Below are 14,745 nucleotides of genomic sequence, written 5' to 3' on the forward strand. Positions count from 1 at the left end.
GTGATCGCGATCGCTGCCACGTGCGCATCGCCGATACGGCCAGCTTCGACCACGCGGCACTGTGCCCGCTCGTTACCCGATGCACGCCGGGGAGCGCTGTCGGCTGGCTGCCGACCGCTCGCAATGCTCAACTGTTGCTGGTTAGCAGTCGAACCAAGGTGCTGCCGACAGGTGTGTCCGGGTTGGCGAGGTCGAACGGCAGGTCGAAGTGATTTCGGTGCGCGAGGACCATTTCCTCGACGGCGATTCCGTTCGCACGTAGGGCAGCGACGTAGTTGTCGTGCTGACGGGCGTACTCCGGTGTCTCGAGTCCGCCACGGGCGACGGTGATCGGTGGCGCCGTGACTGGGGCGTGCTGGATGGGGCTGTTGCGGCGAGCCGATTCCTCCGTGAGGCTCAGTGCATCGTTGACGTAACTGTGCCGGACTGGGTCGAGGTCGTAGATGCCGCTGAGCAGTGTGGCCGAGCCGAACACTTCGGCTGGTGTCCGCCCGTCGGGCAGCCAGCCGTCGGTCAGGGCCATGGCGACCAGGTGCGCACCCGCTGAGCTGCCGCTGAGGTGGATCCGGCCCGGCGCGATGCCATAGGTGTCCGCGTTGTCCACCAGCCACAGCAGGCCACGGCGCACCATTGCCACAATCACGTCGAGGTCGTAGTTCGGTGCGAGACCGTAGCCCAGGGCAGCGAAGGCCGCGCCAGCGTGCAAGGCGGCAGGCGCGGCGAAGCTGGACTCGTTCTTGCTGAGCTGCTGCCAGTTGCCGCCGTGCACGTAGACCAGCAGTGTGTTGCCGTCGTAATGCGGAAAGAGGTCAAGCTGCTCGACATCGGAATGCCCATAGTGCACGGTATGATGCCGGTATGTGGCTCGGGCGCCTGCGCTACGTGTGGCGTACTCGTGTAGGTAGTACTCGATGTCGGTAATGCACGAGCTGGGCGAGTACTGTTGGTCCAAGTCGCCCCAGGTGGTCGTCATTATCATAACCCCCAACTAGTACGGTGTCACACGCTAACATTTGTCTTGGCAACGTTTCGACTGCTTAACAGAATTCTGAAAGACCGATCTAAGAGCGTGTCTCATGTGGCCGCTTTGCGGAGTTTCTTGTAGCAGGTGAGAGCGGCGGCGAGGGTGAGGAATGCCAAGAAGTGGCTGGCTTTGCGTTCGTAGCGGATGGTGAGTCGACGGTATCCGGTGAGCCACGAGATCGTCCGCTCGATCACCCAGCGGTGGCGGCCGAGCTTCTCGCTGGTCTCGATGCCCTTTTCGCACGTACCGATGCCGCATCAACGATGACGCGGGACCAGTCGATCAACCCACGGCTGTCCAACTCCTCCAGTACCGCATGGTGAAGTTGACGCGACAACCCAGCCTTGGTCCACTGGCCGAAACGTCGGTGCGCGGTCTGAAACGGTACCCCGAACGACGGCGGCAGATCCCGCCACGAACACCCACTGATCAACACGTACACAATCGCGGTGAACACCGAACGAGCCGGCAACGGCGCCGTCCCGCCACCCTGCCGACGAGCCCGGAACTCCGGAACCAACGACTCCACCAGCACCCACAACTCGTCCGGCACCAACCGCATCGACAACCGATCAACCACGACCCAAGATCATGGACACAAGATCATAAAATCCACGTGAGACACGGTCTAAGCATCTTTCAAGGGACTGTTCCAAGATCGGTGTTTCTGGCCCGACACGCCGGGCTGAGGTCCGGCGGGATGGGCACTGTGAGTGATGACATCGGACCTTGTGAGTCCACGTAAGAGTGAGTCCGAGCCGGCGCGGGAGCTGTCGCCGGAGCAGGCCGCCGCGGCGGCGATGGTGGCCGCGGCGAAGGCCCGGGGGCTGGCGTTGACCGGCCCGGACGGGTTGCTGAAGCTGTTCACCAAGACCGTGCTGGAAACCGCGCTCAACGAGGACATGACCGAGCACCTCGGCCATGAGAAGAACCAGGCCGACCCCGGCCGGGGGTCGACGAACGTGCGCAACGGCACCCGGCCCAAAACGGTGATCTCGGACGCCGCCGGCGAAGTTCAGATCGAGGTTCCGCGGGACCGGGAGAGCACGTTCGAGCCGCAGATCGTGAAGAAACGGCAACGGCGGCTGGCGGATGTGGACGAGGTCGTGCTGTCGCTGTATGCGAATGGGATAACCACCGGTGAGATTTCCGCGCATTTCGCCGAAATCTACGGAGCATCGGTCAGCAAGGAGACGATCTCACGGATCACTGACAAGGTCGTCGCCGAAATGAATGACTGGGCCAACCGCCCGCTCGACGCCGTGTACGCAGCGGTGTTCATCGATGCAATCCACGTCAAGGTCCGTGACGGCCAGGTCGCCAACCGGCCCGTCTATGCCGCCATCGGCGTCACCGTGGACGGTCACAAGGATGTCCTGGGCCTGTGGATGGGCACCGGCGGCGAGGGCGCGAAGTTCTGGGTGAGCGTGCTGATAGACCTGAAGAACCGCGGCGTCCGGGACGTGTTCTTTCTCGTCTGACGGCCTCAAGGGCCTGCCTGAGGTCGTGGCGAAGTGGCGCAACGCGTGGAATGAGTTCACACCGTTCCTCGACTACGACGTCGGGATCCGGACGATGATCTGCTCCACGAACGCGATCGAATCCCTGAACGCCCGCTACCGTCGGGCGATCCGCGCACGCGGGCATTTCCCGACCGAGCAGGCCGCGATGAAGTGCCTGTACCTTGTGACCCGCAGCCTGGACCCCACCGGCACAGGCCGCGCCCGATGGACGATGCGCTGGAAACCCGTGATCAACGCCTTCGCCATCACCTTCGGTGACCGCTGGCCGGGAGCCGAAACCTACTGATCAACAACGCCGGAAACACCGATCACGGGATAGCCCCTCTTTCAAAGACATTTCGTAGGTGTGGTCGGTGTCGTGGGGCACGTGTAGCGTCTGGTGCCGTCAGCATGCGGCCAGCTGTCGGCGAAGCGTCGTGGAAACTGCAAGTGAGGAGCGTACGCGGATGAGCTTGTCCGGCAGAACTGTAGTCGTGACCGGCGCCGGTTCGGGGATCGGCCGTGCGACGTGTGCAAGGTTGTGCCGGGCAGGCGCGCGGGTAGGCGCGATCGGTCGGCGCAAGGAACCACTGCTGGCTCTGCGCGATGACCTCAGCGACGAGCCCGGTGACGTGGTAACGCTGCCCGCCGACGTCGGTTCGGCAGCCGAGGTCGAGCACGCGGTACGGACTCTGACGGATCGGTGCGGTCCGGTGAGCGGAGTCGTCAACAATGCCGGCCTGGCGCGCTTCGCGCCGATCGAGTTTTCCTCGCCGTCCGATCTGGACGACATGTTCGCGGTGCACCTCCGTGGACCGGTGAACGTGCTGCGGGCCTGCTTACCGGACCTGCGTAAGCATCATGGCGCGGTGGTGAACGTGTCGTCGGTCGGTGGCCTTCTGGCGATGCCGAACCGATCCCTCTACGGCGCGACGAAGGCCGCTGTGAACAGCCTGACCCGGTCGTGGGCACGGGAGCTGGCGCCACAGGTCCGGGTGAACGCGGTCCTGCCCGGCCCGGTCGACACGCCGATGTACGACGACCTGGGGCTTACCGGTCCACAGACCCAGACCCTCCGTGCGGACTTGCTGGCGTCGACCCCGTTGGAGAGGTTCGGCGAACCCGATGAGATCGCCCGGTGGGTCACCCTGCTCCTCGATGACGACACGTCGGGGTGGGTCACCGGTGTGCTCTTCCCGGTCGACGGCGGCCGGACCAGTTGATCCGGCTGCATGCCAGGTGACGGGCACGTTCTTTCGTGATCAGGCCTGGCTCTAGCGCAGGTGGACTGCCACTCCATCAGCGAACGCGGCCAGCGCTACCGCCGCAGTCTCCGCTTTACTGGTACGGCCGTCACCGCGTGCGCATCCTCCGCAATCCGGCGGCGGAGGGATCAGCGGCGGTGGGGTGAGTGCTATATGCGGGGGGTTGATGCTGGATGGCAAGCGTAAGTCGATCCAGCCGATGGCCGCGCGTCTGCCGGATGGCAATGAGCAGGCGTTGCAATAGTTCATGTCGACCTCGCCGTGGGATCCGGTGCCGGTGCGGGAGCGGATGGCTGCCGAGTTGGCGCCGGAGGCGGTGATCTTTGATGACGCCGGGTATCTGAAGTCGGGGAGGTCGTCGCCGTGTGTGGCACGCCAGTACACCGGCACCGCGGGCAAGGTGACCAACTGCCAGGTCGCGGTGAGTCTGCACCTGGCCACTGAGACGGCCTCTTGAGCACACCGCATCACAACGGCAGGACCGAAAGCGTCAACACCCGTACCATTCTGTGGAATCTGATCTGTCAAGTTTATTCCTGGTTGCCCTGCTTCACCGAGACGATCGGCAGCAAGGTCGCGGTCGCCGGGACACCGATGTCGCGTGGCGTGCTCCCCGATGGTGTGTCAGTTGATCTGACACTCCCGAGTCGGATGAGTCGAGAGGTTCAGGTCCGGTTCTGTGAGAGCCGGGCGGTGCGATCCCGCCCCGGCTACTCACCAGCTTCTCGTCGGACCGAAGACCGAGGCCGAGGTGATCCCTTCGGCTGCCGTTGTAGCGAGGCGGTGTCGATCATGCGAAGGTCGTCGCTCCCCACTCGGTGGCGGGGACGTTACGGACGTGCTCGGTGAACTCCCACAGGTGGTTCTCGTGGTCGAGGGCGAGGTACTGCCGTAGGCCCCAGGGTTTGTCGCGGGGTTCGTGGAGGGTTCGGGCGCCCTCTGCGCGCGAGTGGGCGTAGTGCTTGTCGACGTCATCGACCCAGACGATCAGCTGAGCAACGGCTGGCACACCGGTGGGCGGGATGGTGAGCCGCTCGCCGACCTTGGCGAGCATGACGACGCCAGCACCGGTGTGTAGGTCGGCGTGGCAGACAGTGCCGTCGACGGTTTGGCGGAGTAGCTCGCGGAAGCCGAAGACCCGGGCGAGCCAGGCTGCGGCGGCCGGTACGTCGGTGTAGCCAAGTTCGACCACTACTCCGGGGAATCCAGCGTCGGGGTTGTACACCGGCACCTCCGGGGCTAGGAAGGGGTGACGGCCCCTGGCCGACACCTTGGGCCCAGCAAGTCACTGGGAGTCGCAGGCACGTGGCCGCGGATGGAGTAGGGGTCGAGTACGTCGTCGGGGTGACTCTCGATGGAGACCTTGGTGCCGGCCAGGTGCTGGCATTCGCCTTCGTTGCGGGCCTGTTCGCGGTGATCCACGCAGACCAGCGCTCGTCGCAACAGGCTGACCGGGAGCTCGGTCTTGCCGGCAATCCCCTGGAACCGTCGAGACGTGAACTTCGTGGATCTTTCCTTTGGGTTCGCTCTCGGTCCGCTTGCTGTTGGGCGCACGCCCGCAGGAGGGGTCAAGGCTGGCCGGAGGCCACCCGGAGGGCTTGGCCTTGACCCCGGCGAGGACGACGCCCATGCTTGCGCGGCGAGGGGCGAGCCGAACTCGGAGCCCGGCGCGGGGGTGTTTCATGCCGCCTGTCTGCTGGCGCCGGGCGGGGTGAGGGCGGCCAGGGCGCGCAGTGCGACCTTGTCTGCCTTACCTACCGGCGTGCGGGGCAGTTCGGAGACGGACACGAGCTTGTCCGGGATCTTGTAGGTCGCGAGACCTCGATCTCGCAGGAATACCTTCAGGGCTTGGAGCTCGACGCTCTCGTCTCGCAATACGACGAATGCGTAGGTGCGCTCACCCAGTACTGCGTCCTCGACCCCCACGACCGCCGCGTCCCGGACGCCGGGATGCGCCACGAGCTGTTCCTCCACGTCCTCGACGGGAATCTTGTCGCCAGCCCGGTTGATCACGTCCTTGAGCCGGCCGACGACGACGATGTTGCCGTCCGACCTACGTCGCACCAGGTCCCCGGTCCGGAAGAACCCATCCGACGTGAAGGAGTCGGTGTTCTCCTGTTCGGCACGGTAGTAGCCGCGTATGGTGTACGGACCTCGCGTCAGTAGCTCACCTTCGACGTTGTCCGGTACGTCGTGGCCGGCGTCGTCTACAACCCGGATTTCGTCGTCGGGAGCCATTGGACGGCCCTCGGTGTTGAACCTCACCTCATCCGGGTCGCCAAGCCGAGTGTAGGTGAGGAGCCCTTCGCCGACACCGAACCACTGACTCAGGTCGCAGTTCAGGACCTTGCGCGCTTCCTCGGCCTGCACTGGTGTCAGCTTGGAACTGCCGATCTGCAAGTGGACGCCGGAAAGGTCGACAGGCGTCCGCTGCGCGTAGTCGATCCAAAGCCGCACGGTTCCCGGTACCAACGTCGTGAACGTGACCTGCTCCGCACGGATGAGCCCGACTAGCTCCCCCAGCCGAGAAGTCGGGGCGAGTACGACCTTGCCACCGACGAGCAGCGTTCCGAACAGCCCAGGGCAACCGAGCGCGGCGTTGTGGGCGACCGGGTTCACGGCTAGGTACGTCGACGTGCTGTCGACCCGGAGCGCGTCCGCGGTAGCCAGCATGTTGTACGCGTAGTCGTTGTGCGTGCGGGGGATCAGTTTCGGCCGACCAGTCGTCCCGCCGGAGAGCAGAAAGAAAGCCGGCTCGGACGGATCGACCTGCGAATACCGCGTCTCCGGCGCGCTGTCGGCGAGCTCGTTCGCAATCAGCACATGCTCGACCCCTGGGACGTCTTGCTGCACTTCATGGGCGAGTTGCCGGTAGTCGAAGCCTCGGAACTCGCTCATCACGATCAGTGCGACGGCGCCGGACTGCGAGGCCAGGTGAACGAGCTCGTGCTTGCGATGCCCCGGCAGAGCCAGCACCGGAATGGCACCCAGCCGGAACAACGCGAAAACCACGGTCGCGAACTCCGGCACGTTTGGCAACTGCACGACGACCCGATCGAGCGGGCCAATCCCACGAGCTACGAACTGCCGGGCTACGAGGTCGGAGCGGGCTGCGAGGTCCGCGTACGTGAGCCGCTGCTCGCCGTACACGACAGCCACCTTGGTGGCATGTTCGGCGCAGGCCGCCTCCAGGAGCTCGCCCAGCGATCGCCCTTGCCAATAACCCTGGCGGCGATACTGCTCGGCGAGTTCGTCGGGCCAGGAAACGCAGCCTTCGAGCATCTCGGCTCCCGATCAGACTAGATATCGAACTGAGGATCAGCGGTACGACAGGCCAACGGTCTTCACCATCTGGCATCCGCCGCCGTCAGGCAATCGTGCTGACAGAGACGCGACAGGAGTCCCGTGTGGGTTTGACGAATTGGCCCGGCGCTGTCCTGTCTCTGTCAGTTCGATGGTCGTCATCGGCCTGGGCTTCTAGGATCCGCAGCAGGTGAGGTGTCCCTTCCATGAGTCGGCTGATCCAAGGAGTTGAACCTTGTCCACGGTTCCGGAGTTGTTCGAGTCGACTGTTGCCTGCTTCCCCGACCAGCCCGCGGTCATCTTCGGTGACACTTGTTTGAGCTACGCCGAGCTGAACACCTACGCGAACCAGCTGGCCAGGCGCTTGGTGGCCCTAGGAGTCGGGCCGGATTCCTTGGTGGCGGTTGCTATACCGCGTTCGGAAGATCTGATCATCGTGCTGCTGGCCGTGCTGAAGGCTGGCGGCGCGTATCTTCCGCTGGACCCGACCTACCCTGATGAGCGGCTGGCGCACATTATCGACGACGCGGGCCCCGTCCTGGTGATCCGGTCGAGCCAGGTTCCCTGCCTAAGTGACGAGGTGGGCGACTACGTGATAGACGACCCTGACCTGCAGGCGGACATCCGAGGTGAGGCGACCGGCGACCTGACTGACGCCGAGCGGCTGTCTCCGTTGTACATATCCCATTTAATGTACGTGATATACACGTCAGGCTCCACTGGTACGCCGAAGGGCGTGGCGGTGACTCATGCAGGTACGGGCGATATGCTCGCAACTCACGCGCACCGAATCGGTCCGGGCCCTGGTGACCGGGTGCTGCAGTGGGCGTCGATCAGCTTCGACGCCGCATTTTGGGACATCACCCTCGCACTTCTGTCCGGAGCCGCGCTGGTCATGGTGTCCTCAGACGACGTCCTGCCGGGAGATCCGTTGCGGGACACCCTGTTAAGGCACCGGATCACCCACGCGACCTTGCCGCCGGTGGCCTTGAGTGCCACTGACGCCGATGGCGTTCTGCTAGGCGGTACGGTGATGTCGACGGGCGATACATGTACGCCGACCTTGGTCCGCAAGTGGGCACCCGGTCGACGGCTCTTCAACGGTTACGGTCCGACCGAGGTGACTGTCGGCTCCACCCTTAGCGGACCGGTCGATCCGGCTGTCGACGAGATCACCATCGGGACGCCCTGGCTCGGCGAGACCGTCCAAGTGCTCGACGAGCGTATGCAAGAAGTTGCCGACGGCGCCGAAGGGGAGCTGTACCTGGCCGGGCCCGGGCTAGCCCGCGGTTATCTCAACCGTCCGAGCATCACTGCCACCCGTTTTGTTGCCGATCCACAGGGAGCACCCGGCAGCCGGATGTACCGCTCCGGCGACCGCGGCTCGCGTCGGACTGATGGAGAGCTCCTTTTCTCGGGTCGCGCCGATGCACAGGTAAAGGTTCGTGGCTTCCGGGTCGAGCTTGCTGAGGTCGAGGCAGTCTTAGCCGGTCACGCCGCGGTCAAACTCGCCGTCGCTGCGGTGGAAGGGGAACTGGCAGACGCCCGTGTGGTTGCGTACGTGACGACGTCGCCGGGGGAGGAAGTGACCGAGTCGGAGCTGCGCCACCATGTCCGCCATAAGTTGCCGGATCACATGGTGCCGTCGACAGTCACCCTGCTCGACCAACTTCCGACGACGCACAACGGAAAGATCGACCGGAAGGCGTTGCGACCGCGCCCCGCCAAGCCCCCTACCGAACAGCTCAGGTGGCAGGAGGGTATGCCGTACGCCGATGTGCTGTGCGCGATCGTCGCCGAGCTCCTGGGCCTGTCGGTGGTCACCCCAGATCAGAACTTCTTCGAGATCGGTGGGCACTCCGTGCTGGCGACGAAGCTGGCCGCCCGGATCCGACAGGACCTCGGCATCAAGATCCCGCTACGCTCACTCTTCGAGGCCGACAGTATCTCGGAGTTGGCGCTAGTGTTGGAGAGGGCCGTCTCACCGGGGTCTCTCAAACGAGCGGTGTAACTCGGGGTTGAAGAGGTCTACTTGCGTCCGGCGGCCAGGCGGCCGTCGAAGGCGATCTCGAAGGCGTTGAGGGCAGGTTTCCAGCGCATGGTCCAGCGTTTGCGGCCGGTGCCGGTCGGGTCGAGGCTCATGATCGCCATGTAGACGCACTTGAGCGCGGCCTGCTCGTTGGGGAAGTGCCCGCGGGCCTTCACGGCTCGGCGGATGCGGGCGTTGACGCTCTCGATCGCGTTGGTCGAGCAGATCACCCGCCGGATCTCCGGATCGAACGCCAGGAACGGCACGAACTCTGCCCAGGCGTTGTCCCACAACCGCACGATCGCCGGATACCGGGCTCCCCACTCCTGCGTGAACTCGGTGAACCGCTCCCGGGCCGTGGCCTCGGTCGCTGCGGTGTAGACGGGTTTGGGCGCCTTGGCGATCGCGTCCCAGTGCTGACGGCCGGCATAGCGGAAGCTGTTGCGCAGCAGGTGCACGACGCACGTTTGGGTGATCGTGGCCGGCCAGACGGTGGTGATCGCGTCCGGCAGGCCGGTGAGGCCGTCGCAGACGACCATGAGCACGTCGGCGACTCCGCGGTTCTTGAGTTCGGAGAGTACGTGCAGCCAGGCTTGCGGTTTCTCTTGATCTCCCGATACACGCTCTGGTAGCTCTTGCCGATCCGAGCGGCGATCAGCTTGACCGCCTCGCCCCGCAGCAGCCCGTCAGCAATCTCGATCCGGTCATCCTGGCTCAAGAACCGCGGGCTGATCGGCTTCTCCACGAAGGTCACCCGGCCAGCGTCGATGAACCACAACGACCCGCAGCTGAGCGACACACCCACCCGCTCGGCGGCCGCCGCACCCGACATCCCCGTCCGGATCAGCTGAAAGTAGCGGCGCTTGACCGCAACCGGCATCTTGTTCGGCGCGTACCTCGGCATGCGAATCCCATCTCATCAGGATTCGCAACGACCACTGGAAATCAAGCCGGGGTCGAGTGGACGGTTCTGCCACTCGACCATGCCCTCGATGACCTTGTCAATGATGGTGCAGATAGTTTGCCGGGACACCTCAGCGCCATAGACCTCGGCCAGGTGCGCGGAGATCTCGCCGGTCGTGAGGCCCTTCGCGGCCAGGGAGATCATCATCTCATCCACGCCGCCCAGGCGTTTCTGCCGCTTGGCCACGATCTTGGGCTCGAAGCTGGCGTCCCGGTCCCGCGGCACGTCGATCTGGACCGGGCCGACATCGGTGAGCACGATCTTGGCGCGGGTGCCGTTGCGCGAGTTGCCGGTCCCGCGGCCGGCCGGGTCGTGCTTGTCATAGCCGAGGTGGTCGGTGATCTCGCCCTCGAGCGCCGACTCCAGCAGCCGCTTGGTCAGCTGCGCCAGCACCCCACCCTCACCGGTCAGCGCCAGCCCACCAGCCTTCACACGGCTCATCAGCTCTGCGACGAGCTGCTCGTCCAAGCCGTCCAGGCCGCTCTCTGGCATCGAGTCCTCAGCGTTCTCCACGCCGGACATCATGTCGGTCATCAGGTGCACTTCCATGATCGGGAGTTACACCGCTCGTTTTACAGTCCCTCTCACCGACGACTGAGACGGTCCGCTCACCGAAAGTTGATGGGCAAACTACTGTAGCCGAACAAGAAGTTCGAGTAGATCCGCGAGGGCGTGCCATCCAGCTCGATTGAACGCACCGACTCTGCGAGCGAGGATAACAGAGCGCGCAGTTCCGCCCGGCCCAGAAACGCACCGACACAGAAGTGGGGCCCGTGGCCGAAGGTGAGGTGCTTGTTGGGCTTGCGTGCCAGGTCCAAGGTTCGCGGATCGGGAAACACTGCCTCATCGTCGTTAGCCGAGGTGTTCCACAAAGTGACGATGTCCCCGGCCCGGATCTTCTGACCGGCGATCTCCAGGTCGATGAGCGCGGTCCGGGCAAAGTGCATAGCGGGCGTGACCCAGCGCAGTACCTCCTCGACCGCGTCGTCGAGGGAGGCGACGCCGGCCCGCAGCGCGGCCCACTGCCCAGGGTTCTCGGCCAGCGCTTTGACCCCTCCGATCGCTGACATCCGGGACGATTCATCGCCGCCCAGGATGAGGCTGTAGCAGTTCAGGGCGACCTCCTCGTCACTGAGCAGCTCGCCGTCGACCTGCGTGCTCGCGATCATGGTGATGACGTCATCGCCTGGGTTCTCCCGGCGATGCTTGGCGAGATCCATGAAGTAGGAAACGATGTCGTTGCGGGCGATCAGCGAGTCGAGGTCGTCAACCTCCTCGCTGTCCGCGGACAGGGCCAGCTTGTTCCACCTGAGCAGCTCGGCGCGGTCGCCGTCGGGGATTGACAGGAGATCGCAGATCGTCGTCATCGGGATGTGCTCGGCGACCTCGGCGGCGAAGTCGAACGTGCCCACACCAACCACGCTGCCGATCAGACTCCGGGTGCGTTGTTCGACCCGCTCGACCACCGGTCCGAGGACCTTGGGGGAGAACGCCCGCAGCATCAGGTTCCGCAACTGCTGGTGGCGGGGGCGATCGGTGACGGCGAGCATCTTGTCGCTTGCGGAGTCGTTGCCGTGCAGTAGTACGTCGAGCACGGTGCCGCGCGCCGAGCTCAGGAATCTGGCGTTGCGGTACGCCGTCTGTATGTCGCTGAACCTGGTGACTACCCAGAATCCCGGCAGATCGCCGGGGGAGTCGTGCCAGTAGATGGGATGCTGCGACCGAATCACCTGCCAGTAGTCACGGGGTTCGTGCCGGACAAACGTCGCCGGATCCGTGAGATCGAGAAACTCGCCAGCACTCACCTGCGACTCCTTCAGCCGGACCTTCGTGCGGACAGCAATTGCCAGCGTGACTAGGCGATTCGTCGAGTCCGGAATGTCTTGCGTAGTTCCTTCACCGGTGACTGAGAGCCGAAAGATTCAAGCCTGGCCACCCGCAGAGGTGCAAGACTCCGATTGGGCATGTCTGCTTGAGCGTTAGGTGGAGGTCATGACTCCTACCGGGGACCGAGGTTGGCTACGGTGGCCGAACGTCATCCCGCGGCCGGCGATCCGACTCGTCTGCTTTCCGCACGCCGGTGGTGCGGCCGCGAGCTATGCTGGCTTTGCAAACGAGCTGCCCGCCCAGGCCGAACTGGTGGTGGTCCAGTACCCGGGTCGTGGCGACAGGTTCGCCGAATCCGCCGTGGAGGATGTCCGGCGGATGGCGTCGTCCGTGAGCGCGGAACTCCTGACTCTCGAGCCCCACGCCCCCCTGCTGTTGTTCGGGCACAGTTTCGGCGCTTTAGTGACCTACGAGACCGCGCTCGCGTTGCAGCGCAGCGGAGTACGACCGGTGCAGCTCGTTATCTCGGCGTCGCCTCCGCCGCGGCTGGCCGGTGGGGGGGAAACCCATCTCCATGACGACGACGAACTGTGGTCGATCGTTTGCGGCTACGGTGGAGTTGAGCCGGAGATTGCCGCCGACGCCGACTTGCGTGGGGTTCTGCTGCCGATTCTGCGCTCGGATATCAGGGCCAACGAGCTCTACGAACCGCAGGTGAACCCACCCTCGCTCGACTGTCCGGTGATCTGTTACCACGGCATCGGCGATCCACTCGTGAACGAGTCCGAGCTGGTTGAGTGGGGCGAAGTCACCACTGGGTCATTCTCCGTACGTCGTCGCCCGGGTGGGCACTTCCACGTCTTCTCAGCAGTCGGTGACCTGCTCGAGGACGTCTTCGCCGACGTAGCGATCGATGGTCTGCGGCGACGGGCGGTGTCGTGAGCATCGCCGAGCGCTCCGTCATCATCGTTGCCGTCCCCATCGAACGGTTCGGCCGGCTAGATGGCCTGGTCAACCTCTCGATGGCCGGCCGCTACTACTACGGCGCAGGCAAAGGCGGCGACGAACAGTCTCACCCGTTCGCTGGCACGCGAGCTCGTGCCCGACGAGCGGGTCAACGCCGTCCTGCCGGGCCCGGTCGACGCACCCATGTGGCGGGACGTGGGTGCGTCGGACGAGGAGCAGCCCGGGACGTCACGCGCCGACCTGCTCACCGGTACCCCCTATGGGCCGGTTCGCGAAGACGACGGAGTGGCCCGCCTACTCGACCCGGACTTCGCCGGCTGGATCATCGGTGCAGCTACCCGTGGTGCGTGGCCGCACGACTTTATCCGCCTAGCAGCAGTGTCTCGACCTGACAGTGACCGCGCAGCTGACCATGAATTGGGGACCGAAACGATGAGCCATCCACCTATTGCCACAGCGATTCCGTCGTCGTCGCTGCACGAGATCTTTCGTGCCGCCGACGCCCGCGCGCTGGCCACCGGGTCACCGGTGACCAGACTTCACGTCGGAGAGCCGTACTTCACATCCCCTCCCGAGGTCGCCGAGGCGATCGCGGAAGCTCAGCGGGCCGGCCGGACGTCGTACACCGATGTCGAAGGTCTTCCGGAACTGCGGCGCGCGTTGACTGCGAAGCTGGATCGGGAGAACGGCATCGACGCGTCGATCTCGCGGATCTTCGTTACGCCGGGCTCCTGTCAAGGACTGCAGGCGCTGTTGCTGTCGCTGGCCGAACCGGGGACCGAGATCCTGCTTCCTGAGCTGCACTGGCCGATCCATGTGCAGCAGAGCCTGCTCGCGGGTCTGCGCCCGGTGTTCTACTCACTCGACGACAGGTACTTCCCGGACCTCGAATCGATCGCCGAGAGGTCGGGACCCAACAGCCGGATCCTTCTGGTGAACTCGCCAGCTAATCCCACCGGCGCGGTACTGGACGCGGACCGGATAGAGGGTCTGCTCACACTCGCGCGCGATCGTGGATGGCAGGTGATCAGCGACGAGGCGTACGAGCACTTCGTGTACGAGGGCGACCATCTGTCCCTGGCGGCAAGTGAACGCCACCTGCCCGTGGAGAAGCGGATTGTGCACAGCGTCTTTACGTTCTCCAAGAGCCTGGCGATGACGGGCTACCGGCTCGGCTACGTCGTGCCGGCGACGGACGAGGCAGCCGCCGGGATGAGGGTGGTGCAAGAGGCTGGCATCATCGCTCCGCCGACACCAGTGCAGTACGGCGGAATCGCGGCGCTGCAGATGCCCGATGTTGCAGCGGCGAACCGCAAGTTGGTACAGCAGAACAGAGACACCGTGTTACCCGCACTTCGAGACGCTGGCCTGATCCGCGAGCTACCACCCGGCGGGTGGTACACGATGGCGGATATCAGTAGCACCGGTCTGGGAGCAGAGGCCTTCTCAGCGCAGTTGCTCGCGGAACGTAGTGTGGCCGTTGTTCCCGGCTCGGGGTTCGGGTTACGCCCGCAGCTTGATGACCGAGGCGCTCTGGTAGCGATGGACACTGATTCCCATGCGGACAACCTTGTGCGGATCGCCTTCTGCGTGAATCCAGAGGTTCTCAAGTCGGGTGTGGATGAACTTCTTGCCTTCGTTGACGAGCGGAAGGCGCGGTGACTTCATGAGCTGCTGTTCCAGGTGATGTTCGCGTGGCAGAACAACGTGTAGCCTGAGCTGGATCTCCCGGGTCTGGCGTCGAATACGCGACCGACCTCTTCGACACGTCGACCGTGGAGGCGATCGCGGCATGCTTCGCCAGGGTCGTCGGGCAGATCGTGGCCGATCCGGTGAAGCGGATCGGTCCTGCCGCTTCTCCGGGG

General features: G+C 64.7%; 9 protein-coding genes and 6 pseudogenes. 6 read left to right on the forward strand and 9 right to left on the reverse strand.

What is annotated here, in order from left to right; genetic code table 11:
* Nucleotides 1–127: 127 nt before the first annotated feature.
* From AB0C38_RS23880 to AB0C38_RS23890, 3 genes and pseudogenes are all read right to left on the reverse strand, one after another.
* Complete coding sequence (locus AB0C38_RS23880; protein ID WP_360677030.1) at nucleotides 128–973, reverse strand: alpha/beta hydrolase; 846 nt, start codon at nucleotides 971–973, stop codon at nucleotides 128–130.
* Nucleotides 974–1,074: 101 nt separating this feature from the next.
* Nucleotides 1,075–1,218, reverse strand: a complete 144-nt coding sequence (locus AB0C38_RS23885) for a hypothetical protein (protein WP_360677032.1) — start codon at nucleotides 1,216–1,218, stop codon at nucleotides 1,075–1,077.
* A pseudogene (locus tag AB0C38_RS23890) lies at nucleotides 1,215–1,523 on the reverse strand (transposase); the annotation flags it as partial. The pseudogene AB0C38_RS23890 and the gene AB0C38_RS23885, both read right to left, overlap by 4 nt.
* 217 nt (nucleotides 1,524–1,740) lie before the next feature.
* On the opposite strand from AB0C38_RS23890, the pseudogene AB0C38_RS23895 reads away from it, so the two are divergent.
* From AB0C38_RS23895 to AB0C38_RS23905, 3 genes and pseudogenes are all read left to right on the forward strand, one after another.
* A pseudogene (locus AB0C38_RS23895) lies at nucleotides 1,741–2,833 on the forward strand (IS256 family transposase).
* A gap of 160 nt (nucleotides 2,834–2,993) precedes the next feature.
* Nucleotides 2,994–3,749, forward strand: coding sequence for an SDR family oxidoreductase (locus AB0C38_RS23900; RefSeq protein ID WP_360677034.1), 756 nt, complete (start codon nucleotides 2,994–2,996; stop codon nucleotides 3,747–3,749).
* A gap of 153 nt (nucleotides 3,750–3,902) precedes the next feature.
* Nucleotides 3,903–4,245, forward strand: a pseudogene (locus tag AB0C38_RS23905) (transposase); the annotation flags it as partial.
* Nucleotides 4,246–4,581: 336 nt separating this feature from the next.
* On the opposite strand, the gene AB0C38_RS23910 reads toward AB0C38_RS23905, so the two are convergent.
* Both AB0C38_RS23910 and AB0C38_RS23915 read right to left on the reverse strand, forming a co-directional pair.
* A complete protein-coding gene (locus tag AB0C38_RS23910) occupies nucleotides 4,582–5,016 on the reverse strand; it encodes a VOC family protein (RefSeq protein ID WP_360677036.1) in 435 nt (144 codons plus the stop codon).
* A gap of 455 nt (nucleotides 5,017–5,471) precedes the next feature.
* Nucleotides 5,472–7,073, reverse strand: a complete 1,602-nt coding sequence (locus tag AB0C38_RS23915) for an AMP-binding protein (protein ID WP_360677038.1) — start codon at nucleotides 7,071–7,073, stop codon at nucleotides 5,472–5,474.
* Between the two features lie 256 nt (nucleotides 7,074–7,329).
* Between AB0C38_RS23915 and AB0C38_RS23920 the strand changes: the two genes are divergently transcribed.
* The gene (locus AB0C38_RS23920) at nucleotides 7,330–9,105 is read left to right on the forward strand and encodes a non-ribosomal peptide synthetase (RefSeq protein ID WP_360677040.1); all 1,776 of its coding nucleotides are present in this window, start codon (nucleotides 7,330–7,332) and stop codon (nucleotides 9,103–9,105) included.
* Here AB0C38_RS23920 and AB0C38_RS23925 read toward each other — a convergent pair.
* The 4 genes and pseudogenes from AB0C38_RS23925 to AB0C38_RS23940 all read right to left on the reverse strand — a co-directional run.
* Nucleotides 9,089–9,719 (reverse strand): annotated as a pseudogene (locus AB0C38_RS23925) (IS256 family transposase); the annotation flags it as partial. The gene AB0C38_RS23920 and the pseudogene AB0C38_RS23925 overlap by 17 nt on opposite strands.
* A 62-nt stretch (nucleotides 9,720–9,781) precedes the next feature.
* A pseudogene (locus AB0C38_RS23930) lies at nucleotides 9,782–10,027 on the reverse strand (hypothetical protein); the annotation flags it as partial.
* Nucleotides 10,028–10,078: 51 nt separating this feature from the next.
* Nucleotides 10,079–10,621 (reverse strand): annotated as a pseudogene (locus AB0C38_RS23935) (transposase); the annotation flags it as partial.
* Nucleotides 10,622–10,695: 74 nt separating this feature from the next.
* Nucleotides 10,696–11,892 (reverse strand): cytochrome P450, encoded by a 1,197-nt coding sequence (locus AB0C38_RS23940; RefSeq protein WP_360677042.1) that lies wholly within the window; start codon nucleotides 11,890–11,892, stop codon nucleotides 10,696–10,698.
* Between the two features lie 187 nt (nucleotides 11,893–12,079).
* Here AB0C38_RS23940 and AB0C38_RS23945 point away from each other — a divergent pair, with 187 nt between their 5' ends.
* Nucleotides 12,080–12,856 (forward strand): alpha/beta fold hydrolase, encoded by a 777-nt coding sequence (locus AB0C38_RS23945; protein ID WP_360677044.1) that lies wholly within the window; start codon nucleotides 12,080–12,082, stop codon nucleotides 12,854–12,856.
* Nucleotides 12,857–12,916: 60 nt separating this feature from the next.
* Entirely contained in the window at nucleotides 12,917–14,542 is a 1,626-nt protein-coding gene (locus AB0C38_RS23950; protein WP_360677046.1) for an aminotransferase class I/II-fold pyridoxal phosphate-dependent enzyme, read from the forward strand.
* Nucleotides 14,543–14,745: the final 203 nt, after the last annotated feature.

The sequence above is a fragment of the Amycolatopsis sp. NPDC048633 genome (assembly GCF_040650695.1).
Taxonomy (GTDB): domain Bacteria; phylum Actinomycetota; class Actinomycetes; order Mycobacteriales; family Pseudonocardiaceae; genus Amycolatopsis.

Excerpts from the sequence above, each read along its gene's own strand:
- AB0C38_RS23915 (WP_360677038.1), bottom strand. The coding sequence starts at position 7,073 with ATGCTCGAAGGCTGCGTTTCCTGGCCCGACGAACTCGCCGAGCAGTAT.
- AB0C38_RS23950 (WP_360677046.1), top strand. The coding sequence starts at position 12,917 with ATGGCCTGGTCAACCTCTCGATGGCCGGCCGCTACTACTACGGCGCAG.
- AB0C38_RS23945 (WP_360677044.1), top strand. The coding sequence starts at position 12,080 with ATGACTCCTACCGGGGACCGAGGTTGGCTACGGTGGCCGAACGTCATC.
- AB0C38_RS23880 (WP_360677030.1), bottom strand. The coding sequence starts at position 973 with ATGACGACCACCTGGGGCGACTTGGACCAACAGTACTCGCCCAGCTCG.
- AB0C38_RS23900 (WP_360677034.1), top strand. The coding sequence starts at position 2,994 with ATGAGCTTGTCCGGCAGAACTGTAGTCGTGACCGGCGCCGGTTCGGGG.